Source organism: Bradyrhizobium sp. (assembly GCF_019244115.1).
Taxonomy (GTDB): Bacteria; Pseudomonadota; Alphaproteobacteria; order Rhizobiales; family Xanthobacteraceae; genus Bradyrhizobium.
This window is the reverse complement of the sequence record NZ_JAFATE010000501.1, coordinates 1-21,603: the sequence shown is the minus strand read 5'-3', so window position 1 is coordinate 21,603 and position 21,603 is coordinate 1. Positions and strand designations below refer to the sequence as shown.

The 21,603-nt window shown below is 64.6% G+C and carries 21 protein-coding genes; 11 read left to right on the top strand and 10 right to left on the bottom strand.

Translation table 11 applies throughout. The features are described from left to right. Positions 1–6: 6 nt before the first annotated feature. The 5 genes from JOZ76_RS22060 to JOZ76_RS22040 all read right to left on the bottom strand — a co-directional run bounded on the left by JOZ76_RS22060 (position 7) and on the right by JOZ76_RS22040 (position 7,262). Positions 7–492 (bottom strand): peroxiredoxin, encoded by a 486-nt coding sequence (locus JOZ76_RS22060; protein ID WP_291701834.1) that lies wholly within the window; start codon positions 490–492, stop codon positions 7–9. 183 nt (positions 493–675) lie between these two features. Further along, positions 676–2,361 carry a long-chain fatty acid--CoA ligase gene (locus JOZ76_RS22055; RefSeq protein ID WP_291701831.1) on the bottom strand — a complete coding sequence of 562 codons (1,686 nt, stop codon included), beginning with the start codon at positions 2,359–2,361 and terminating at the stop codon, positions 676–678. Between the two features lie 369 nt (positions 2,362–2,730). Further along, complete coding sequence (locus JOZ76_RS22050; RefSeq protein ID WP_441300073.1) at positions 2,731–4,143, bottom strand: D-alanyl-D-alanine carboxypeptidase family protein; 1,413 nt, start codon at positions 4,141–4,143, stop codon at positions 2,731–2,733. 189 nt (positions 4,144–4,332) lie between these two features. Then, positions 4,333–6,120, bottom strand: a complete 1,788-nt coding sequence (locus tag JOZ76_RS22045) for a glucan ABC transporter ATP-binding protein/ permease (RefSeq protein WP_291701827.1) — start codon at positions 6,118–6,120, stop codon at positions 4,333–4,335. Positions 6,121–6,203: 83 nt separating this feature from the next. Beyond that, positions 6,204–7,262, bottom strand: a complete 1,059-nt coding sequence (locus JOZ76_RS22040) for an ABC transporter substrate-binding protein (RefSeq protein ID WP_291701825.1) — start codon at positions 7,260–7,262, stop codon at positions 6,204–6,206. A gap of 364 nt (positions 7,263–7,626) precedes the next feature. Here JOZ76_RS22040 and hisE point away from each other — a divergent pair, with 364 nt between their 5' ends. The 3 genes from hisE (at position 7,627) to JOZ76_RS22025 (ending at position 9,788) form a co-directional block, all read left to right on the top strand. Next, a complete protein-coding gene (hisE, locus tag JOZ76_RS22035) occupies positions 7,627–8,025 on the top strand; it encodes a phosphoribosyl-ATP diphosphatase (RefSeq protein ID WP_291701823.1) in 399 nt (132 codons plus the stop codon). A gap of 66 nt (positions 8,026–8,091) precedes the next feature. Beyond that, positions 8,092–8,673 (top strand): YqaA family protein, encoded by a 582-nt coding sequence (locus tag JOZ76_RS22030; RefSeq protein WP_291701849.1) that lies wholly within the window; start codon positions 8,092–8,094, stop codon positions 8,671–8,673. 146 nt (positions 8,674–8,819) lie between these two features. Continuing rightward, entirely contained in the window at positions 8,820–9,788 is a 969-nt protein-coding gene (locus tag JOZ76_RS22025; protein ID WP_291701821.1) for an NAD(P)H-dependent flavin oxidoreductase, read from the top strand. 170 nt (positions 9,789–9,958) lie between these two features. Here JOZ76_RS22025 and JOZ76_RS22020 read toward each other — a convergent pair whose 3' ends face one another. Both JOZ76_RS22020 and JOZ76_RS22015 read right to left on the bottom strand, forming a co-directional pair. Then, positions 9,959–11,590: an ABC transporter substrate-binding protein gene (locus tag JOZ76_RS22020; protein WP_291701819.1), complete on the bottom strand. Its 1,632-nt coding sequence runs from the start codon at positions 11,588–11,590 to the stop codon at positions 9,959–9,961. 35 nt (positions 11,591–11,625) lie between these two features. After that, entirely contained in the window at positions 11,626–12,234 is a 609-nt protein-coding gene (locus tag JOZ76_RS22015) for a hypothetical protein (protein ID WP_291701817.1), read from the bottom strand. A gap of 485 nt (positions 12,235–12,719) precedes the next feature. Here JOZ76_RS22015 and minC point away from each other — a divergent pair, with 485 nt between their 5' ends. The 6 genes from minC to JOZ76_RS21985 all read left to right on the top strand — a co-directional run bounded on the left by minC (position 12,720) and on the right by JOZ76_RS21985 (position 16,680). Continuing rightward, the gene (gene minC, locus JOZ76_RS22010; protein WP_291701815.1) at positions 12,720–13,424 is read left to right on the top strand and encodes a septum site-determining protein MinC; all 705 of its coding nucleotides are present in this window, start codon (positions 12,720–12,722) and stop codon (positions 13,422–13,424) included. A 38-nt stretch (positions 13,425–13,462) separates the two neighbouring features. Beyond that, a complete protein-coding gene (minD, locus tag JOZ76_RS22005) occupies positions 13,463–14,278 on the top strand; it encodes a septum site-determining protein MinD (protein ID WP_291701812.1) in 816 nt (271 codons plus the stop codon). After that, complete coding sequence (gene minE / locus JOZ76_RS22000) at positions 14,275–14,547, top strand: cell division topological specificity factor MinE (RefSeq protein WP_291701810.1); 273 nt, start codon at positions 14,275–14,277, stop codon at positions 14,545–14,547. The genes minD and minE overlap by 4 nt, the downstream gene beginning before the upstream one ends. A gap of 138 nt (positions 14,548–14,685) precedes the next feature. Beyond that, complete coding sequence (locus JOZ76_RS21995; protein ID WP_291701808.1) at positions 14,686–15,456, top strand: hypothetical protein; 771 nt, start codon at positions 14,686–14,688, stop codon at positions 15,454–15,456. Between the two features lie 158 nt (positions 15,457–15,614). Further along, entirely contained in the window at positions 15,615–15,863 is a 249-nt protein-coding gene (locus JOZ76_RS21990) for a hypothetical protein (RefSeq protein WP_291701807.1), read from the top strand. A gap of 151 nt (positions 15,864–16,014) precedes the next feature. Then, a complete protein-coding gene (locus JOZ76_RS21985; RefSeq protein ID WP_291701805.1) occupies positions 16,015–16,680 on the top strand; it encodes a hypothetical protein in 666 nt (221 codons plus the stop codon). A gap of 95 nt (positions 16,681–16,775) precedes the next feature. On the opposite strand, the gene JOZ76_RS21980 is transcribed toward JOZ76_RS21985, so the two are convergent. From JOZ76_RS21980 to JOZ76_RS21970, 3 genes are all read right to left on the bottom strand, one after another. Further along, the gene (locus JOZ76_RS21980; RefSeq protein ID WP_291701803.1) at positions 16,776–17,003 is read right to left on the bottom strand and encodes a hypothetical protein; all 228 of its coding nucleotides are present in this window, start codon (positions 17,001–17,003) and stop codon (positions 16,776–16,778) included. Between the two features lie 293 nt (positions 17,004–17,296). Beyond that, entirely contained in the window at positions 17,297–19,225 is a 1,929-nt protein-coding gene (locus JOZ76_RS21975) for a sensor histidine kinase (protein ID WP_291701801.1), read from the bottom strand. Further along, positions 19,222–19,905 carry a response regulator transcription factor gene (locus JOZ76_RS21970; protein ID WP_291701798.1) on the bottom strand — a complete coding sequence of 228 codons (684 nt, stop codon included), beginning with the start codon at positions 19,903–19,905 and terminating at the stop codon, positions 19,222–19,224. Before JOZ76_RS21970 ends, JOZ76_RS21975 begins: the two co-directional genes overlap by 4 nt. A 527-nt stretch (positions 19,906–20,432) precedes the next feature. Here JOZ76_RS21970 and JOZ76_RS21965 point away from each other — a divergent pair. Beyond that, positions 20,433–20,717: an STAS domain-containing protein gene (locus JOZ76_RS21965; RefSeq protein WP_291701796.1), complete on the top strand. Its 285-nt coding sequence runs from the start codon at positions 20,433–20,435 to the stop codon at positions 20,715–20,717. A gap of 362 nt (positions 20,718–21,079) precedes the next feature. Beyond that, positions 21,080–21,445, top strand: coding sequence for a response regulator (locus JOZ76_RS21960; RefSeq protein WP_291701794.1), 366 nt, complete (start codon positions 21,080–21,082; stop codon positions 21,443–21,445). The last annotated feature ends 158 nt before the right edge of the window (positions 21,446–21,603 follow it).

Genomic DNA, 21,603 nt, shown 5'->3' with positions numbered 1-21,603 from the left:
ATCAGCTCACAGCTGCGCGAGCAGGGTATCGCCGCCGGACACCTCGACCTTGCCCGGTGCGGGCTCGAGGTTGAGCTTCTTCACCGTGCCGTCCTCGACCAGCATCGAATAGCGCTTTGAGCGGATGCCGAGGCCGTTGCCGGACGCGTCGAGCTCCATGCCGATCGCCTTGGTGAAGTCGGCATTGCCGTCGGCGAGGAAGACGGCCTCGTCGCGCTGATCGGTGTCGCGCTTCCAGGCGTTCATGACGAAGGCGTCGTTGACCGAGACGATCGCGATGGTGTCGACACCCTTGTCCTTGATCGCATAGGCGTTGAGGAAGATGCTCGGCAGGTGCATCTTGTGGCAAGTGCCGGTGTAGGCGCCGGGCACGGCGAACAGCGCAACCTTCTTGCCCTTGAAAATGTCATCAGTGGTTTTGACCTGCGGGCCCTCCGCGGTCATGACACGGAATTTGGCTTCGGGCAGCTTGTCGCCAACTTGGATGGTCATCGTCAAATTCTCCTTGGGTGAGGGCGGGGTCTTCTTAAGGCATTTTCTGACCCGGAGAAATGGAAATGCCATCGCTTAGAGCGGTCATTCCGGGGCGCGAGCGAAACGAGCGAACCCGGAATCGCGAGATTCCGGGTTCGACGCTGGCGCGTCGCCTCGGAATGACGGCAAGGGTGCTCTGCGTCATGCCGCCGCCTGCTTCTTCTCGTCACGGAGCTGCCGACGCAGGATCTTGCCGACATTGGTCTTCGGCAGCTCGGTGCGAAATTCGATGTGTCGCGGCACCTTGTAGTTGGTCAGCTGCTCGTGACAGTATTTTGTGATGTCCACGGCTGCGAGGTTCGGGTCCTTCTTGACGATGAAGGCCTTGACCGCCTCGCCCGACTTCTCGTCCGGCACGCCGATCACGGCGCATTCCAGCACGCCGGGATGGCCCGCGATCACTTCCTCGATCTCGTTGGGATAGACGTTGAAGCCGGAGACAAGGATCATGTCCTTCTTGCGGTCGACAATTCTGACAAAGCCGTCCGCCGCCATCACGCCGATGTCGCCGGTGCGGAAGAAGCCGTCCGCCGTCATCACGCGCGCGGTCTCATCCGGCCGGTTCCAGTAGCCCGCCATCACCTGCGGTCCCTTGGCGCAGATCTCGCCGGCTTCGCCGATCGGCACTTCGTTGCCGTCGTCATCCCGGATCGAGATGTAAGTCGAGGGCACGGGAATGCCGATCGAGCCGTTGAAGGCGGTCGCGGTTGCCGGATTGCAGGTCAACGTCGGCGAGGTCTCCGACAGGCCATAGCCCTCGGCGATGCCGCAACCGGTCAGTTTCTGCCACTGCTCGGCGACCGGTCGCTGCACGGCCATGCCGCCGCCATTCGCGATCTTGAGTTTTGAGAAGTCGACCTTCCTGAAGTCCGGATGGTGCATCAGGCCGTTGTAGAGCGTGTTGACCGCCGGAAAGCTGTTGACCTGATATTTCATCAGCTCCTTGATGAAGCCGGCGATATCGCGCGGGTTCGGGATCAACAGATTGCAGCCGCCGGCGCGCACCGCGAGCAGATAGCACGCAGTCAGCGCGAAGATGTGATAAAGCGGCAGCGCGCAGACGACCAGGATCTGCTCGACTTTCGGCTCCATGGCGAGCGCGGGCTGCAGCCAGGCGTCGTTCTGCAGCACGTTGGCCACGATGTTGCGGTGGAGCAGGGTTGCTCCCTTGGAGACGCCGGTCGTGCCGCCGGTATATTGCAGGAAGGCGACGTCGTCGGGGCCGATCGCCGGCTTCTTGAAAGTCATGCTGCGTCCCGATGCGAGCGCATCGTTGAAGCTGACGGAACCGGGCAGCGAAAAGGCGGGCACCATCTTCTTCACCCGCCGCACCACGAGATTGACGATCACCCCCTTGAAGCCGAGCAGGTCGCCCATGCTGGCGACGATCACATGCTTGACCGCGGTATGCGCCAAAACCTTCTCCACCGTGGTGGCAAAGTTCTCCAGCACGATAATCGCTTCCGCGCCGGAGTCCTTGAGCTGATGTTCGAGCTCGCGCGGGGTATAGAGCGGATTGACGTTGACCACCGCAAAGCCGGCGCGCAGCACTGCCGCGGTCGCGATCGGATATTGCAGCACGTTGGGCATCATCAGCGCGACGCGCGCGCCCTTCTGCAGGCCCTTGCTCTGCAGATGGGCCGCGAGCGCCTGCGACATCTCGTCGAGATCGCGATAGCTGATCGACTTGTCCATGCAGATGAACGCCCTGCGGTCGGCGAACTTCGCAAAGCTTTCCTCGAGCAGCGCGACCAGCGACGAATATTGGCTGGCGTCGATATCGGCGGGCACCCCGGGCGGATATTGCTTGAGCCAGATGCGCTCCATGTCTCTCCCCTCTCATTCGCCCCGCGCGGCAACCTCGAGCGGACGGGACGGCTTTGTTGGGAGGCAGTATCGAGCCTGCGGCGGCCTGTGGCAAGCGGCCGGGAACCACCGGTGCAATCGCGATTAACGCGGCCCGCGATGAGGAGCCGCGCTAAGGCATGATGAAATGAGGCTCGATCAGAGCCGCACGGAAGATGCGGCCCCCTCTCCCCGCCTGCGGGGAGAGGGTTGGGGTGAGCGGAGCCTCAAGAAACCGCCCCTGCGGAGAGTCCCCCTCACCCGCATCGCTGAAGCGATGCGACCTCTTCCCGCAAGCGTGGAGAGGTGAAGCCCGGCCGGCAAACCGATTCGAGCAAACTTCATCATGCTTTAGCCGGCGGGCTTGAGCTCGCCCGAGGTGCTCTTCGGTGCGGGCTTGGAATCGCTTGTGCCGGTACCGGCCTTGGGCTTGACCACGGTCTTCGGCCGGGCCGGCTTGTCGCCGGTCTTCGGGGCGACTGCTGCGTCGGGCTTGACGCTGGCGTGCTTGACCGACTTGGCCTCGGCCTTTGCGCCGTCAGCCTTCGCCTCCGTTGCGGCATCCGGCTTCCGGGCGGCGAGGCGCGACTTCTTGCCGCGATGTCGGATGGCCTGGGCGTCTCTGTCCGAATCGGCGGCGACCGCCGCAATCAACGCGGCTCCAGTGCGGGTCGGGCCGGTATAGACGACGACCGGCTCGGACGGGGCGGGCGCGGCGGCCAGCAATTCCGACGGTTTCAGCGTCGGCGCCTGCAGGCCGGAGAGGGAGAAGGTCGCCACCCCGCCGGTCAGCGAGCCGTTGGCGGTCGAGGCGACCGTGTCCTCATCCTCGTCGCTGGCCGGGCGGTGACGCTTGCCGCCACACATCTCGTCGCGCAGGTTCGGCGGCGAAGCATCGACCGGCACGAGCTGATTGACGGTGCCCTGCGAGGGCTGCAGCCAGGACAGCGAGGTCGCCGAAAAGCCGCGGTCCAGGAGCTGCGCGGCGCGCACGGCGCGCATGTGACCCGAGGACGCACCCAGCACGACGGCGATCAGCCGCTTGCCGTCGCGCGTGGCCGAGGCGACGAGGTTGTAGCCGGAGGCGCAGATAAAGCCGGTCTTGAAGCCGTCGGCGCCGGGGTAGCGGCCGATCAGCTTGTTGAAGTTTTGGGTGATCCGGCGACCGAAGCGGATCGAAGGGATGTGGACGAAATATTCGTATTCCGGCAGGTCCTTGATGATCGCCCGTGCGAGGATCGCAAGGTCACGCGCTGAGGTGATCTGGCCGTCGGCTGGCAGGCCGTTCGGATTGACATAGCTCGTCTGCGTCATGCCGAGTTTTTGCGCGGTCTCGTTCATCATGGCGGAGAAACCGTCGATCGAGCCGCCGACGCCCTCGGCGAGCACCACCGCCATGTCGTTCGCCGACTTCACCAGCATCATCTTCAGCGCATTGTCGACGGTGACCTGCGTGCCCGGCCGAAAACCCATTTTGGAGGGCGACTGCGCGGTCGCATTCGGCGACACCGTGAACAGCGTGTCGAGCGTGATCTTGCCGTCCTTGACCGCCTTCAGCGTCACATAGGCCGTCATCATCTTGGTCACGGACGCCGGGTACCATGGATACGTCGCATTCTGCGCTTCGAGCACCTTGCCGCTGTCGGCCTCGATCAGCAGCAGCGCCTCGGCATGAACGACGCCTGGCAGCGCGATGGCCAGCAACGCGGCGAGTGCGGTTCGAACAAGAGTCGGTTTGAATCTGAAAGGATGAGCAGCGTGCACGAGCAAGTTCCGGTGACTTTGAGACCCGCCTTGAACGAGAAGGAGGTCTTGGAAAGTGGATGGTCGGGTTTCAAGTGTTAGCCGGCGCCGCATATGGCAGCGGTTGCAAACCTATACTGCCTTTGATCGGCAGAACAGTGGTTCTCGCAATGAATTCATTGACGAAACCAACGGAGTTCCCAGCAAAATTCAAGCCTTGACAGCGATACCGTCACTGTCGGGCGCTTGCAGGCCGGTGCTGGCCGAATCCTGCAGCATGAACTGGGCGCGCGCCATGTCCGCAAAGCGGCCGCCTTTCGCGACCAGTTCATCAAAGGTTCCCGTCTCGATCACGCGGCCGCCATCGAATACCAGAATGCGGGTGGCGTTGCGGATGGTCGAGAGCCGATGAGCGATCACGAAAGTGGTCCGTCCTCTCATCACCTCGTCGAGCGCCACATTGACCTTGGTCTCGGTCACCGCATCGAGCGCGCTGGTCGCCTCGTCCAGAATCAGGATCGGCGGATCCTTCAGGAGCGCACGCGCGATCGACAGCCGCTGACGCTCGCCGCCTGACAGCATGCGGCCGCGCTCGCCGGCATTGGTGTCAAAACCGTGCTCCGCGTGCGTGATGAACTCCAGCGCCTGCGCGCGCGAGGCCGCCTGCGCGAGTTCCTCAGCCGATGCGTCGGGCTTGCCGACGCGAAGATTGTCGGCAATCGAGCGATTGAACAGCAGCGCCTCCTGGAACACCACGCCGATGTTGCGGCGGAGCGCGGCGAGCTTCAATCCGCGCACATCCATGCCGTCGATCCTGATGACGCCGGATTGCGGATCGAAGGCCCGATGCAGCAGCGCGATCGCGGTGGATTTGCCGGCGCCGGTCGGCCCGACCAGGGCGATGGTCTCGCCCGGCAGCGCGGTGAATGTGAGATCTTCGACCGCCGGCCGCTTGCCGTCATAGGAGAAGCTGACGTCGCGAAACTCGACGAGGCCCTTGAGCCGTCCGGCATCGATGGCGTCGAGGCGGTCATGCACCGCGGGCACCGCATCCAGCACCGTGAAGAACTCGTTAAGCCGCGGCGCCTCCATGAACAGGCTGTTGATGAAGCTGACGACCTGCTCGAGCTTCTGGATCAAAATGGTGGCGAACGACACGAACATCACGATCTCGCCGACCGAAATGCCGCCGGCATTATGCAGCGCGATGCCGACCGCGAAGATCGCGAGGATCGTGATCGTGGTCGAGGCCTTGGTGATGATGCTGACCAGCGCCCACCATGACAGCACTGGCAGCTGCACCGCGAGCAGCTGGCCGGCGACCCCGCTCAGTCCCTGCACCTCGGCGTCGACACGCACAAAGCTCTGCACCAGCGCGACATTGCCGAGCGCGTCGGAGGCGCGCGCCGACAGGTCGCTGTAGAACGCCTCGACCTCGTTCTGCATGCCATAGGTCTTGCGCACGACCAGCGTCGTCAGCACGGTGAACACGACGCAGAGCGCGAACAGCAGGATCGCAAGCCGCCAGTTGATGGTGACCGAGAGCGGCAGCAGCACGACGACCGACATGATCGCGGCGAAATGCTCGCGAAAGAAGCCGACCCAGAGCCGCCACAATGCATCCGTGCCGTTCAGCATCACCTTCATCAGCCGCCCCGAATGGGTCCCGGTATGGAAGGTCAGCGGCAGTTGCAGGATATGCTCGAAATAGCCAGAGAGGACTGCCTGGCGCTGGCGGTGCGCCAGACGGTCGGCCTGCAGCGCAACCACGGCACTGGCGACAATCGTGAACAGGCCGAAACCGACCCAGGCCGCGAGCAGCGGCCAGGCCGAGGCGCCGCCTTTGCCGGTGAGGACGTCGACGATGCGCCCGAACAGCACGGGCTCGGCGAATTGCGTTGCTGCCAGGAGGAGATTGGCGATCGCGAGGATGAGCCCGAGCCGCGCTTCCTTGCCGAGCAGTTTTAGGACGCGGGTATAGAGGCGAAACAGGGACATCGGGAGGTGTGGTCGCTCCGCTCAATGACAAACCGGCCCGACGGGCCGGCTTGATCCATTGTAAGCCGGAAGCTTTCGCAAGCTCAATTGATCATGCGCCCGTCGGCCGGCGGCAGAAAGCTGTCGTCGAAGATGTCCGCTGGCGTCGGCCGCTTGCGGAATTTGAAATCCTCGCCGATCTGGCCGATCGAACGGTCCAGGCGGGCCGGATCGATGCCGCCGAGGCCCTTCTGCCTGACCTCGTCGGTCAAAATATCGTCCGCGAGCACGGTACGCAGCCGTTCCAGCTCGAGCTCCCGCGAACCGCCGTCGATCAGGGCCGCGACCTCGTCGGCGGCGGCAGCCGGATCCTTGATCGCAAGGTGCGTGCCTGCGATCGTCGCGCGGACAAGACCCCGCACCGCTTCGGCCTTTCCGGCGGCGAAGGCCGGGTTGACGATCAGCGCAAAGCCGTAGCTCTCGCCGCCATAGTCGGAAAAGCGCAGCACGGCGAGGTCGCTTGCGGGAATGCCGCGATCCCGCAAATTGACCGCCGAAAGATAGGAAAACCCAAGGACGGCGTCGACCTGGCCGGCCGACAGGATCGGCTCGCGCACGGCCGCGCTCATCCTGTAGAGCTTGACGCTGGCCGGCTTGATGCCGTTCAGCCGTGCCACGGCCGGCCACAAATGCAGCGACAGGTCGCTCTCGGCCGCGCCCAGGGTCTTGCCCTCGACATCGGCCAGCCGTTGCACGCCGCGGCTCTTCCGCGCGACGACGGCGTAGGGGGCCCGGTTGAACAGCATGAAGACCGCCTTCACCGGTGCCGTGTCGGGCTTGTCATGAAAGCGGATCAGTTCGTTGACGTCGACCAGCGCAACCTCGCTGGCGCCGCTTGCGACCCGGGCGATGGCCTCCGCCGAGCTTTGGGCGACGTCGGTGGTGACGCCAAGGCCCTCGCTGGCGAACATGCCGTGACTTTGCGCCAGCACAAAGGGAGCCATGCTCGCGTCGAGCGGGCGGTCAAACGTGAGGTGCATCGCAACGGGCTGCCTGGCCGTATCGGCCGCCTGTGCCGGGGCAGCGACAAGGCCGTGGAAGACAGCGACCAGCACGCCCAGCAAAGCCCCCACACACCCCGCAATGGTCGTTTTGACGCGCATCGTCTGACGCCGAACTCTTGAAAACGCGCGGGCGTATCCTCACCCGTTGCCATTCTGGCCCATGGAAGCTGAACGGTCCATGAGCAAGGAAGCATCCGCCTGCGATGATGACATCGATGTCATGATCGCCGGTCCCGTACAAACCAGCAGCCGCTAGGAACTTAGTCTCGGCATTGGCGATTGAACGGGGTTGTATCGCGTCTATCGCTCGCTTTGTGCGGACGATCCTCCTCGTGGTGCCAGTAGATCCTTCCGGGATGTCAGCTTTCGGGCGCCCCTTGTTCGCCCCACGGGGGACGGATTTTTTCCATTTTAATCAACACTGTTAACGTCTCTGTCGCGGCTTTCCACTAGCGTCGATGTCATGAGTGATTCGCTTGAACGGCTCTATCTGGCGGTGCTCGCGGCGCGGGACCTCGATCCGGCGACCTCGCGAACCGCGCGGCTGTTCCAGCACGGTCCGGCCAAGATGGCCAAGAAGCTGGCGGAGGAGGCCATCGAGGTCGCCATCGACGCGGTTGGCGGCGATGCCGATGCGGTGGTCCGCGAAAGCGCCGATCTGCTCTACAATCTGACTGTGCTCTGGGCCGCCTGTGGCGTACAGCCGGCCGATATCTGGCGGGAAATGGAGCGCCGCGAGCACCTGCTCGGGATCGCCGAGAAACTGCCGAAGTCGCCGGTCAAGCTGCCCAAGTCGCCGCCGCTGGCCGAGCGGCGACCAATTGTCGCGCTCGAAGGCCGCAAGCTGGGCAAACGCCGCTAAGGCCTCCGCAAATTACCCGATCCGCTCCCCATGGACAAAACGGCCGCGGGGTGGTTCATCGCGCCCATGCTGAAACGGATCTATGACTGGTGTGTCGAGGCCGCCGACAAGCGCTATGCGCTGTGGATTTTGGGGGCCGTGGCTTTTGCGGAAAGTTCCTTTTTTCCGGTGCCTCCCGATATCATGCTGGCTCCCATGTCGCTGGCGCAGCCGAAGCGGGCCTGGCTCTATGCCGCCGTCTGCACGGTCGCGTCGGTGCTGGGCGGTATCCTCGGCTATGCCATCGGTGCGCTGCTCTATGATTCCGTCGGCCACTGGCTGATCACGCTTTATGGTCTTGGCGATAAGGTCGAGGCTTTTCGTGCTTCCTATGCCGAATGGGGCGCCTTGATCATCCTGGCCAAGGGCGTGACGCCGATCCCCTACAAGCTCGTCACCATCACCTCGGGCTTTGCCGGCTACAATCTGCCGCTGTTCATCCTGTTTTCGATCATCACGCGCGGTGGGCGCTTCTTCATTGCAGCCGTTCTGCTCAACCGCTACGGCGATTGGATCAAGGTCAGGATCGAGAAGCACCTGGGGCTTGCGGTGGCGATCCTGCTTGCGGTGCTGGTGGCGGGCTTCATCGTCGCGTTCAAGATGATCTAGGGCCGCAGGCACTTTTCCGCCCGCGAGCGTTCAGTTACGTTGCCGCCATGGCGCAAGACGCGAGGTTGCGCGCTTGGTATGATGTCTGGCATCTTATGCCTGTGTGCATCGCGATCTGCACTTGAGCCGAAGGAGACACGTTGCAAATGTCCATGCCTGCCTTGTTCAAGGGCCGTCTGTCGATACCCGTGATCGGTTCACCGCTGTTCATCATCTCCGTGCCCGATCTCGTGATCGCCCAGTGCAAGGCCGGCGTCGTCGGCGCATTTCCGGCGCTGAATGCCCGCCCGCCCGAACTGCTCGACGAATGGCTGGCGCGGATCACCGAAGAACTCGCGGCCCATGACAAGGCGCATCCCGAGACACCCTCGGCGCCGTTCGCGGTGAACCAGATCGTGCACCGCTCGAACAACCGCCTCGAGCACGATCTTGCGCTGTGCGAGAAGTACAAGGTGCCCATGATCATCACCTCGCTCGGCGCGCGCGAGGAGCTCAATCAGGCCGCGCATCATTGGGGCGGCATCGTGTTCCACGACGTCATCAATCAAAAGTTCGCCCACAAGGCGATCGAGAAGGGCGCCGACGGCCTCATTCTGGTTGCAGCCGGGGCCGGCGGACATGCCGGCACGATTTCGCCATTCGCCTTCGTGGCGGAAACCCGACAATGGTTCGACGGGCCGATCGCGCTGTCGGGCGCGATCGCCAACGGCCGCGCGATCCGTGCGGCACGGGTGCTCGGCGCCGACTTCGCCTATGTCGGTTCCGCGTTCATTGCGACCAAGGAGGCCAATGCGGTCGAGCGCTACAAGGAGATGATCACGGCCTCGGGCGCGGAGGACATCGTCTACTCCAACCTGTTCACCGGCGTGCACGGCAATTACTTAAAACCCTCGATCGTTGCGGCCGGCATGGATCCTGAGAATCTCCCGACCTCCGATCCGTCGAAGATGAATTTCGGCACCGATGCGTCGGGCGAACGGGCCAAGCCGAAGGCCTGGAAGGAGATCTGGGGCTCCGGGCAGGGCGTCGGGTCTATAGGGGCGATTCTGCCCGCGGCCGAACTGATCGCGCGCTTCAAGAAGGAATACGACGAGGCGGTCGACCCGCCGGTTTAGCGCGCGCTGTTCACCTCTCCCCGCTTGCGGGGAAGGCGACCACGAGGGTCGCCCTGCGCCGGTTGTAGGGGCGCCGCTCGTGGGCGCCCGTTCCCCCGCTCGTCAGGCACAAAACAAAACGCCCGCCCCTTGCGGGGCGGGCGGGGATGCGAGCTGTTTGCCGTTCGGTCTTATTCCAGTTCGATCGGCACGTACTTGCCGCTGTCGTCGATCTGGGTGCCCCAGATCTTGTGCAGCGCCTGATGCTCGCCGCGGCCGAAATTGAGCGGCGCACCGAGCCCGAGGTCGATGTTGCGCATCGCCTCGAGATTGTCGATCAGCCGCTCGGTGTCGATCTGCGGACCGGTCTTCTTCAGCCCCTGGATCAGCACGTTGGCGGCGATATAGCCTTCGAACGAGACGTAGTCTGCGTTCTCGCCGGGGAAGTATTTGGCGAGGGCGTTCTTGTACTCCATGACGGCGCTCGAATAGCCGCCGACCGCGGGCACCACCTGGGTCACGATCACGCCGGAGGCAAAGCGCGGCCCGAGCAGCATCAGTTCATCCGACAAGGCCGTGGATCCGACGAACGACACGTTGGTGTAGATCAGGCCGGGATAGACGTCCTTGGTCTTTTCGATGAATTTTGCCGCGGCGCGGTAGGTCGCGACCATGACCACCGCCTTGACCGGCGTCTTCTGCAGCCTCAGGAGATTGACCGCATCGTCGACGTCGACGGTGTTGCGCTTGTAGCCGAGCCGCAGGATGGCGCCATCGCTGACGCCCAGCGTGCGCATCGCCTTGGCGACGCCGGCAAACCCCGCGTCACCATAGGAGTCCTGCTGCGCGAATACCGCGATCTGACGGGGCTGCAGATGGCGCAGCTTGATCAGATAGCGGACCGTCGCGTCGGTCTCTTCCGCGTAGCTCGCACGATAGTTGAAGACATAGCGGTCCGGCGGATCGTTGCGCAGGATGTTCGAGCCGGTGAAGGCGCCGAAAAACAGGGCGCGGCGCTCCAGCGCATAGGGAATGCCGATGGCCGCGGTCGGCGTGCCGACATTGCCGATGAAGCCGAACACCTGGTCCTTCTCGTAGAGCTGCTTCATGGCATCCAGCGTCCGGGACGGTTCATAGCCGTCATCGGCCGCGACCAGCTTCAGCATCCGGCCGTCGACGCCGCCGGCTTCGTTGGCCCGGTTGAAGGCGGTTTCGACGCCGAGCTTCATCTGCCGGCCGAGTTCCTTCGCGGCGCCCGAGAACGGCCCGCAGATGCCGAAGCGGATTTCGCGATCGGTCACGCCGCGCACGTTGCTGACGCTGTTCACGCTGCTCAACGTCGGGATCGACGGCGGCTGCTGGACCGGGACGGTCGGCGCGGTCGCCGCCGCGGCGGACGATGGCGCCAGCGCGCCCGACAGCGACGGGCCGGCGATCGACTGTTCGAGATCGGAAAGCTGGCGCTCCGCCACGCGGCAGTCGACCCGGCCGCCGGAGACGGCGGTTCGGCCGTCGGCGACATAGCGGTCGAGCAGCCTTGTCAGGTCATCACGCTCGGCTTCGTTGGAGGACGCTTCCCTGATCACGGCCTGGAACTTGTCGGCGATCAGCTGCACGCGCGGACGGGCGATGTCACGGCACGCCAGCGCGGAGCCGATGATCGGTCCGACCCGTCCGGCGAGATCACGGACGATGTTGACGTTGTCGCCGGGCGCCGCGTTCGCTGTCGAGATGAATGCGGCGGTGCCGAGGAGGATCGCGGTCCAGCGAAGGGCGGAACGCGAATTCCGTACCAAGGTCGAGTGGGACCAGTGATCAGACATTATCGTTCCTCTCATTGAGGTTTCTGGCAACGGTGTCATTGGGGGGGATCGTTCGGACCGGCCTTTTCTCGCCAGCTCTTGAACTGTTGTAGCAGTTGTTCTGACTGCTGTTGATTGGCGATCTGGCCGCTCGGTTCCTGAGGCTGGGCCAACAGGCCCTTGAACTCGGCGAGCGCCGGCTTGTTGGTGCCCTCGTCCGACTGGTTGCTCGTGCGCGCCACCGCTGCGGTCAGGTTTTCCAGCGTGGTCGCCAGCGACTGACCGGCGTCGGGCTGCCGCGCTGCGGGCGTCATGATGACGAAGAACAGCGCGACCACGGCCGACACGCCGACCGCAACCGCGACCCGGCTGGCAAAGCTGGAGAACCGCTTGGGTTCCTTGCCACGCCCGAATCCGGGCGGCTCGGGCATCACCTGCGGATCGAGCGAATGACGCAGCGATTCATAGACCGCGCTCTCGAGCTGCCGGTCCAGCGTCGAGGTCCGTGATACGGCCCGCCCGACGGATTCCGGTTTGGGGTCCCGTTCGGCGCGCGGCTCGCTCGCGGTCGCGGTCCTTTGCTCCGGCTTTTCGCGCAACCAGCGTGGCGCGTAGTTCAACGGATCCTGCGAAGCGACCTGATCCTGTTCACCCATTTCACTCATACGCCACTCCTTTGACGCTGAAATGCTCCACGCACCGTTCCCTCTGCACCGAAGGTTACAAAAGGGAAAAATCCGATGAGCGGTACTATATGCAGTCTTTCTAATGTTCTTAGGGAAATGGTAACCAGGCCGCCGGATGATGATGCCGTATGCAACATATCATCATCAAATCGCGCGCAGTGTGACGCGATCATGGCATCCCGGTCAGACCCCATTGCCCATCCCCCGGCAAAACGTCCGCTCGTCGACTTCGCGTGAGTTCCCGTTATCCGGGCTTTCCCCGCGCCTTTCGTGTGGAACTATGGGGCGACATTATTAAGTCCGAATCACGGCAAAATCGCGCTGAACCTTCGGCAAGCGGCGCCTGATTAAGCATTTACTAATGTAGTAACATCGAAGAAACCGCGATTCCACCGGCATTAACCAGCCGTTAACCATGACCGCCGATTGTTTACCGTTCGCTAACCAAGGCGAGTCGAAAAGTCATGGATATTGTCAACCCCGAACCGACCCGTCAGCCCATTCGCTTTCGCGGCCGCTCCTATGTCGCTTTTGTGTTTTCCCCCGCCGCCCCGATCGTAGGCTGGCTCGAGCTGCTTGATACCACGCTGGCGCGCTCGCCGGGCTTTTTCGTCGGCAAGCCGGTGGTGCTCGATCTGTCGGCGCTCGACCTCAGCCCGTCCGCGATCTCGCATCTGGTCCGGAGCATCGAGGCGCGCGAGATCCGCATTCTCGGCATCGAGGGCGTCGACGCCGAGCGGCTGTCGCCGCAATTGCCGCCGCTGGTGACGGGGGGCCGCACCCTCCAGGTTCAGCAGGTTCAGCCGGTCGAGCCGAAAAAGCCGCCGCCGAAACCGCCGCAGACCTCGCTGCTGCTGGACAGTCCCGTCCGTTCCGGACAGTCGATCGTGTTTCCGGACGGCGACGTCACCGTGCTCGGGTCGGTGAGTTCCGGCGCCGAGATCGTCGCAGGCGGCTCGATCCATGTCTACGGCACGCTGCGCGGCCGTGCGATGGCCGGTGTCAACGGCAATTCGGCTGCGCGGATCTATTGCCAGAGGATCGAGGCCGAGCTGCTCGCCATCGACGGCTACTACCAGACCGCGGACGAGCTGGACGCGAGCCTGCGCAGCCGGCCGGTGCAGGCCTGGCTCGACCGCGAGACCATGCGGGTGACCCCGCTGAACTGAATTTCATGGTGTTGGAGTCATCTTAGGAGGTGGGAAAAATGGCCAAGGTGCTTGTTGTTACGTCTGGGAAGGGTGGGGTCGGCAAGACGACGTCCACTGCCGCGATGGGAGCGGCGCTTGCGCAGGCCGGAAAGAAGGTCGTGGTCATCGATTTCGACGTCGGGCTCAGAAACCTCGATCTGGTGATGGGCGCGGAGCGGCGCGTCGTGTTCGACCTGATCAATGTGGTCCAAGGCATCGCCAAGCTGCCGCAGGCGCTGATCCGCGACAAGCGGCTCGACAATCTGTCGCTGTTGCCGGCGTCCCAAACCAAGGACAAGGACGCCCTGACCGAGGAGGGGGTCGGCCGCGTCATCAACGAACTGCGCCAAAGCTTCGATTGGGTGCTGTGCGACAGCCCGGCCGGCATCGAGCGCGGCGCGATGCTCGCGATGCGCTTTGCCGACACGGCGGTCATCGTCACCAATCCGGAAGTGTCGTCGGTGCGCGATTCCGACCGCATCATCGGCATGCTCGACTCGAAGACCGTCAAAGCTGAGAAGGGCGAGCGGGTGGAGAAGCACATCCTGCTCACCCGTTACGATGCGGCCCGCGCCGCCCGTGGCGATATGCTTGGCATCGACGACGTACTGGAAATCCTGGCGACGCCGCTGCTTGGAATCATTCCCGAGAGCCAGGACGTGCTGCGCGCCTCCAATGTGGGCTCACCGGTGACGCTGAACAATCCCGTCTGCACGCCGGCGCGCGCCTACACCGACGCGACCCGCCGGCTGCTCGGCGAGACGGTCCCGATGATCGTGCCGTCGGAACGCAAGGGGCTGATGAGCCTGCTGCGCGGACGGAGGGCGGCATGAGCTTTCTACGGCTGTTTTCCAGCCGTCCCGCCTCGGCGCCGGTGGCGCGGGAGCGGCTGCAGATCCTGCTGGCGCATGAACGGGGCGTCCGAGGTCAGTCCGATCTCCTGATGCTGCTGCGGGAGGAGATCCTCGCTGCGGTCTCGCGTCACGTGACGCTCGATCCCGACAAGGTCATCGTGCGGATGGAGCGCGGCAAGGACATCTCCACGCTGGAGGTCGATATCGAGGTGCCGAACCGTTTCGAGGGCGCTCTCGCGAGCGCGTGATTGGCGGTTCCAATACCGGCGCCGGGTGCGGCCCAGCGCGGCCGGAACATCGTTCTCGCCCACGCGTTTGCCCGGCAGACAGGGAGCCGGACCATGCGCACGTCGACAGCTTTTTTCGCGGGGGCGGGAACCGTCATCATGGTCGTTGCCGGCGGCCTCGGCGGCGGACTCATGATCGCCAACACGATGAATCCGAAGGCGCCCGCGGCGCAGACGACGAAACTCGAGCGGCGCGCAGCCGAGCCGTCGCCGAGCCCGTCGCCTTCGCCTCATTCCGGAGTGGCGCAGGCGGCCATCACGCCGGCCGCGAAGGATGTGCCAGCGCAGAGCGGCCAGGACAGCGCGAAGACGGAATCCTCGTCACAATCCTCGGTGCAATCCAGGACGCAATCCACGGCCGTCACAGCGACGAATGGTGCCGCCGCGCGCGACCCCAGCCCCGCGCCGTCGCCATCCCCGCAAGCGACGCAGCGCGATGCGCATGACAAGCCTGGGGCTCCCGATACAGCGTTCGCCAAAGCGCGGGAGGCAGACCTGAAGACCCCGGACGCGGATGCGAGGCGGAATGCCCAGAAGCGCCAGAGCCGGCATCACCAGCAGTGGGTGGAGCGGCGCCGCATGCAGCGCCCGCCCGAGGCGGATCCGCGTGACATGGAGCAGGCGTCGCGAGACGACGGCGACGCGCGCGGTGCTCGCGACGACAACGGGGCACGCAGCTACCGCACCGACAATGGCGCGCGCAGCTATTCCGACGACAGCGTTTCGCGCGGCTATCGCGCGGAAAATCGTGCGCGGATCTATCCCGACGACGGCAATGCCCGCCGTTACCAGGAAGGCAGCGGACGCGATTACGCTGCCGAACCCGTCGAATTGGAGCTGCCGCGCATTCGCCTGTTCGACGGATTCTGACGGGCCGACGTTCTACGGCCGCCCATCCATGCGAAGGCCGATACCGCCTTGCCGCGATTGTGAGTCGCGGCTTTAACCCCGCATTAACCATAGCGTCCCCAGAATCCGCTCAGAGCCGGCGCCCGAGCGCCCGGAACTCCGGATCTGGAGGGATGCGAATGGACCTCGAGAAATTCTTTGCAAAGACACCGGCGACGCTCGACGAGATCAGGATCCGCGTCGGTCACGCCTTGCAGCGGCATCCGCTGTGCCGGAACATCGAATTCGAAATCGTCGGCGTGCCGCGCACGGCCCGAGGCCGCAACTGGACCGTCAGCATCCATGCGGTCGAGCCGGGAGCGCTTTTTGAGGCATCCGACATCGTCGCCGATATCCAGGATGCCTACGTATTAACCCCGGCTGCCTGATTTTTGCCTTTTCCTCGCTGTTTTCATTCAGCTATGCATGAAGCGGTCGTCACGACGGCGTTATTAGGCCTTAATTAACGCTCAGTTTTCCGACAAAGTATGACTTTCTGGGGACGATCCGGTCAGTCATCGAATGCGTGCGGAGTAGGATTTGACACGGACGATCACATTCATCGCCCTGATCTGCTGCCTTCTGGGCGGCGCCGCAATCATCAGCATTCTCGGCCGCGACAGCGTGCCGATGGCGACCGCCGAGATGATTCCGGCGAAGGCCATCGCGCCTGTCGCAAACCGGGACAGCAAGCACGACAAGCTCGCGGTGGCGTTGCCGCCGACCACGGCCGAGCCCGCGCAGGCCGTGAGCCTGAGCGAGCCGCTGCGCCAGGCCTATGCCTCGTCCAATCCCACCGACACCGAGGCGGAAAACGCTGTCGCCGCGGCCATGCCTGCCGTCACCGGGGCCGTGCCGCCCGCGAAGCCGAAACTCGCGAGCAAGCCGCAGCCGCAGAGGCCTTATGCACTGCTCAGCGACGCGCAGATCGCCGGCATCAAGGAACGGCTGCATCTGACCTCCGACCAGGAATATTACTGGCCGGGGATCGAGAGTGCGCTCCGCGCGGTCGCCCGCAAGATTCGCACGGCGCGCCAGACCAATCCGAATGCAAATGCGTCGGCGATCGATCCGGACTCGCAGGAGGTGCAACAGCTCAAATCTGCGGCGATGCCGCTGCTGTTCCAGCTGCGTGACGACCAGAAGGAAGAGGTGCGGCGGCTCGCCCGCATCATCGGGCTGGACAAAGTCGCCGCCGCGATCTGAAGCCTACCAGCCGGATCGCCAACTCGGTAACCCGCACAACGCCCGCGCAGCGATGCGCGGGCCTTGTCTTTGCCGGCGTGATGCGCACGGCGAGATTAGCCGCCATGGGCTTCGACGACCTTGCGGCAGGAGCCCGAGAGTTTTGCCTTGTTGGCGGCGAGGCAGGCATTCATCTCGCCCGGCTTGCCGATATGTTCGGCGCAAAAACTCTGCGCGTCGCTGCGACAGGCCATCCTCTCCTGCGGCGTCGGTCCGGATTGCGCGAAGGCCGAAGCGCCGCTGAGGGCGAGCAGAGTGATCGTAATCAGCACGGTCTTGGTCATGGGAGTTTCCTTGCATGCACGAGGGGTTGAGGACGCGTTGCGTCAACGCGGGGCGCAAACTCCTCGATGTGATCGGGATGGTCCATGCCATGTTCATGGCACCGCTTCAGGATGTGCGCGCGGCCCGGCACCACCTTGACCTGGAGCCGCATCGAAGGTGCGCTCCCTCCCCCCTTGCGGGGCAGGGCCGGGGTGGGGGTACCACACGACGAGCTGAATCCGGGGACCCCCGCCCCCGACCGCTCCCCGCAAGGGGGAGGGAAGAAGACTGTTTCCGTCGATAGGGATCGTGATCAAACTGCCGATGCGTCGCCGTCGGGAAAGCGGTAGGGCAGTTTGAGCCGCACCCGCGTCCCGGCGGCGCTCGAGACGAGCTCGAGCTCGGCGGCGCATTGTGCCGCGCGCTTCTTCATGTTGCGCAGGCCGCGCCCGCCGCGTCGGGCCGGCACCATTCCGTCATCGCCGAGGTCAAATCCCTTGCCGTCGTCTTCCACCGTGATGCAGCCGCAGGCGTGGCCGGCATCATCCATGACGGTCGCGATGGTGACCTGGATGCGCATCGCGCCGGCATGCTTGACCGCATTGGTCAGCGCCTCGTCGAGCAGCCGCAGGATCTGGATCACGTGCCAGGGCCGCAGTTCGGGATGCACCGGCAGGCCTTGCGCGCTGGTCGTCCGCCAATCCAGCGCGATGTTGTGCGGGCGCAGCTGCGCCACGGCGCGCTCGCGCCAGGAGCCGAGCGCCAGCATCAGGTCGCCGCCGATGTCGTCCATCGAATCGATCACCAGGCGCAGGTCCTTCAGCGCGGCGCGCGCAGCGTCCCCGATCGGGGCGATGGACTCGCCGCGCTCGGAGAGCGCCACGATGGAGACGAGCTGGCCGCCGAGGCCGTCATGCAGGTCGCGCATCAGCCGCGAGCGCTCGCGCGCCAGCGCCGCCGCCCGCTCCCGCTCCTGTTCGCGCGCAAAACTCTGCTTCAGCTTCTCCTCGGCCTCGCGGACGCGTACCACCAGCCGTCCGGCAAAACCGTCGACCTGGTTCAGCGCGCGGGCGAATCGCCAGGTCAGCGCGCCGCCGATCGCGATCAGCATGGAGGAGTAGGACAGGCGCGAGTAGAAGATGCGCCGGTCCGGCACGATCGAAAGCACCGACAACAGGTCGTGGATCCAGCAGGTCAGCACGATGGTGACCGCGCAGCCGAAGATCAGGATCGCGAAATTCTGCCGTCGGATCGCCACCTGCATCACGGCGAGCGCGAGCAACAGCAGGTAGAGTCCGACCGTCGGCGTGCCAACGAACAGGAAGACCTCGCGGAGCTGCGCACGGCTTCCGAACACCCCCGCGGCCGCGACGATCAGGCCGGGCAGGAAGATCAGCCAGCCGGCGCGGGACCATTTCCAGCCGAAGAACAACAGCGCAAAGATCAGGACCAGACCGGCTTCGAGCGGCGCGGATGCGAGCAGGATCCCGCCGAGATGTCCGGATTGCGGCGGCGCCAGCGTCGGGACGAAGGCCTGCACGGTGCCGAGTGCCATCGCCGCGGCGAGCACGCCATAGGCTACTTCGTGCCGTCGCATGATCCACATGATGGAAAGGATCACGGCGAGAATGGCCTGCCATGCCGCGAGCACCACCGGCATGGTCACGAAGATCAGCGTTCTGAGATCGTAATAGGGCCGCAGCGCGTCATCAGGCCCGACATAGACGCGGTCCAGGAAGCCGGTGATCGGACCCCACACGAACAGGCGGATGGCGATCCCGTTGGCGCCGTTGTGCAGCAGCGAGCCCGGAATCACCACGATCTCCGGCGTGGCGCGGTCGGAACGGTTGGCCGCCGAATCACGGCGGCTGTCGAGCAGCACGACGCCGTTGACCGCGACTTCCGCCCCGTTGGTGAAGCGCGGCAGCAACACCGACCAGGCCTGCCGCGCATCGGCCTCGGACCAGGCGAACTCCCCGGTGTAGACCGGCGGGTCGTTCATCGAAAAGCGGTGCGCGGTGAAGTGCGGCAGCGTGACCGCGTGGGTCGCGCCATTCTCCTTCAGGCTGAATTCGGTGAGCGCGTAGCGCGCGGGCGGCTCGGGTGGCGGCTGGTGAAGCACGAAGACGCAGGCAACCACGATCAGGATCTGCAGCACGGCGTAGCGCACGGTGCGGAACGTCGAGACGCGGAGCCGCCAGCGCTTGGGCGGCCTGACCGGGATGACCGCAAAACCGCTCACAGTTGTATCAGGCCCTGCTGGACCGCCTCGAATACGGCCTCGCCCCGGGTGTGGACTTCAAGCTTGCGGTAGATGCTCTTGATGTGGCCGGGCACGGTCTGCCGGGACAGCCCGAGATGCCCGGCGATCTCGGCATAGCTAAAACCCTTGGCGATGCCCCAGAGGATATCAATCTCGCGCGGCGTCAGTTTTGCGGTGTTGAGCGCCGGGCCGGGCGGAGGCTCGCCTGCGGGCTCGCCCGCCGTCTGCGTCCGGCGCACGATGAAGCGCGCGATCGAGGCCGAGATCGGCGAGTGCCCCGCGACCAGTTCATGCACGGTCGCGGCGATGTCGGTCGGGAATGCGTCCTTCAGCAGATAGCCGGTCGCGCCGACCGTGATGGCAGAAATCACGCTCTCCTCGTCGCCGAGGTTGGAGATCACCATGATCTCGGTTTCCGGAAAACGCGCACGCGTCTCGCGGATCAGCGCGTTGCCATGGCCGTCGGGCAGTTGCAGGTCGGTCAGCAGCACCCGCGGCGGGCCTGCCGCGAGACTGTCGCGCGCCTCGGCAAGGTTGGCTGCGGCCCGCACCTCGAAGCCGGCCTTGACGAGTGCCTCCTGCAGCCGCCACAAGGTCGGGGCGTCGTCCTCGACAAGCAGTATCGTGATCGTCTGCGAAGGCTGCTTTTCAACCGTCATCGCCCATCCTCCGGTTGTTGCCTGTGGCCGCCGCCCGTGGGGCAAGCTTAACCCCGTCCGGCCTCCTGCGACACCCATAATCATGGGGGGCATGCGCATGCCCGTGCGCACACATTTCCGCGCAGTCCGCCGCTCGCGGTGTCGGGACCAAGGAGGAGTTCGCGCAGCGAAGCGGATTTGAATCCGATGCCGCGCAGCGGCGCCACCGCCTGCTGGCCTCACGAACTGCGGGGCGCCATCGCACGATCGTCAACGCAAGGCGGGCGAGATCGGCGTCGAATCAAATGTCAGCCTACAGAGCATGCCGCACGTAGAACTACGGGAGGTTGTGCTCGGGAGCGGGAATTTATCGCTTCATTAATCAACCCGAACATAATGGCTCGGAGAGGTTCGTTTCGGGGTTGAGTGGGCACCCGCGCATTTCCTGCGGGATCGTTTTTCAAGTCGTCGTCTTCTGCTTCGTTGCATGTGGTGGCCTTTCTCTGAAGCGCCGCAGCAGCTAGCCACGTTTTGAGGAGGAAGCGGCCGTGGTGACTTCAATGGACGCGTTCGCACTGCCCGCCATCCTCGACATCACCAGGGCGAAGGAACTGCGCGGCCACATGGTCGAGCGTCTCAACTGCGGCGCGGTGCTGGTGGATGCAAGCGCGGTCGATCGCGTCTCGACGCCGTGCATCCAGGTGCTTCTTGCGGCGGCGCGCAGCGCCGACGGCGCGGGAACGCCGTTTAGAATTGCCAACGCATCCGAGGCGCTTCGAGCGGCGTTGGCCGATCTCGGTCTTCAGGCGGAATTCGAGAATTGGATGGTTTGAGATGAGGCGCAAACGTCGACCGAGCGAGGTCGACGCCGCAGCGCCGTCTGCCATTATGATGACCGCCGCCAGATCACGCGAAGGCCGTCCCGCACGTAGGACTACGGGCGGCCGCGCTCCGCGGGCTGAGTTCATCCTTTCGATCGTCGACCGAACATATTGAGCCGAAAGGCGTTTGCAGGATGGCGCCGCGCGCTCGCCCCGTTAAGGTTGCCGGCGGTCTTGAAGTGACAGCGGCCGGAAGGGAATCGATAAGCCAGTGAAGGATCCCGTCACGTTCCGAAGCCGCTGTATGATGGGTTGCGGCCTTGGAGCGCGGGATGAGATTGTCGAGCTGGGTTCAAGAGCTGGATGGCGTTGCGATGAGTAAGCGTGTTCTGGCCGTCGACGACTCCAAGACGATGCGCGACATGATCGCCTTTGCGTTGCGCGCCGCGGGCTTTCTGGTCGAGGCGGCTGAAGATGGCGAGGCCGCGCTCGGCAAACTCGCGACGGCGAGCTTCGATCTCATCATTACCGATCTGAACATGCCGAAGCTCGACGGCGTTGCGCTGACCAGGCGCGTGCGCGCCATGTCGCGGTACCGCGACATTCCGATCGTGATTCTGAGCAGCGAATCCGACGGCGCCAACGAGGCGGTCGGCGGGGCGGCCGGTGCCGACGGCTGGCTGATCAAGCCCTTCAGCCCCGAACAGCTCGTCGGACTGGTGCAGCGCGTCTGTTCCTGAGAAATCCGGTCGGGACGCCATCATGGGCGCTGCGAGTCGATGTCGTTCGAACGGACGGCGGCGGATGAAAGACCTCGGCGACACGCGAAATTGAGACGGCCGTCGTCCGCGGGTTGTTCCGCGCCATCATTTTGGCACGATTTGCAAACCAAATGGCT

Bases quoted from the DNA above. Each gene is read 5' to 3' on its own strand.
- JOZ76_RS22060 (WP_291701834.1), bottom strand. From the start codon at position 492: ATGACCATCCAAGTTGGCGACAAGCTGCCCGAAGCCAAATTCCGTGTC.
- JOZ76_RS22055 (WP_291701831.1), bottom strand. From the start codon at position 2,361: ATGGAGCGCATCTGGCTCAAGCAATATCCGCCCGGGGTGCCCGCCGAT.
- JOZ76_RS22045 (WP_291701827.1), bottom strand. From the start codon at position 6,120: ATGTCCCTGTTTCGCCTCTATACCCGCGTCCTAAAACTGCTCGGCAAG.
- JOZ76_RS22040 (WP_291701825.1), bottom strand. From the start codon at position 7,262: ATGCGCGTCAAAACGACCATTGCGGGGTGTGTGGGGGCTTTGCTGGGC.
- hisE (WP_291701823.1), top strand. From the start codon at position 7,627: ATGAGTGATTCGCTTGAACGGCTCTATCTGGCGGTGCTCGCGGCGCGG.
- JOZ76_RS22030 (WP_291701849.1), top strand. From the start codon at position 8,092: ATGCTGAAACGGATCTATGACTGGTGTGTCGAGGCCGCCGACAAGCGC.
- JOZ76_RS22025 (WP_291701821.1), top strand. From the start codon at position 8,820: ATGTCCATGCCTGCCTTGTTCAAGGGCCGTCTGTCGATACCCGTGATC.
- JOZ76_RS22020 (WP_291701819.1), bottom strand. From the start codon at position 11,590: ATGTCTGATCACTGGTCCCACTCGACCTTGGTACGGAATTCGCGTTCC.
- JOZ76_RS22015 (WP_291701817.1), bottom strand. From the start codon at position 12,234: ATGAGTGAAATGGGTGAACAGGATCAGGTCGCTTCGCAGGATCCGTTG.
- minC (WP_291701815.1), top strand. From the start codon at position 12,720: ATGGATATTGTCAACCCCGAACCGACCCGTCAGCCCATTCGCTTTCGC.
- minD (WP_291701812.1), top strand. From the start codon at position 13,463: ATGGCCAAGGTGCTTGTTGTTACGTCTGGGAAGGGTGGGGTCGGCAAG.
- minE (WP_291701810.1), top strand. From the start codon at position 14,275: ATGAGCTTTCTACGGCTGTTTTCCAGCCGTCCCGCCTCGGCGCCGGTG.
- JOZ76_RS21995 (WP_291701808.1), top strand. From the start codon at position 14,686: ATGGTCGTTGCCGGCGGCCTCGGCGGCGGACTCATGATCGCCAACACG.
- JOZ76_RS21990 (WP_291701807.1), top strand. From the start codon at position 15,615: ATGGACCTCGAGAAATTCTTTGCAAAGACACCGGCGACGCTCGACGAG.
- JOZ76_RS21980 (WP_291701803.1), bottom strand. From the start codon at position 17,003: ATGACCAAGACCGTGCTGATTACGATCACTCTGCTCGCCCTCAGCGGC.
- JOZ76_RS21970 (WP_291701798.1), bottom strand. From the start codon at position 19,905: ATGACGGTTGAAAAGCAGCCTTCGCAGACGATCACGATACTGCTTGTC.
- JOZ76_RS21960 (WP_291701794.1), top strand. From the start codon at position 21,080: ATGAGTAAGCGTGTTCTGGCCGTCGACGACTCCAAGACGATGCGCGAC.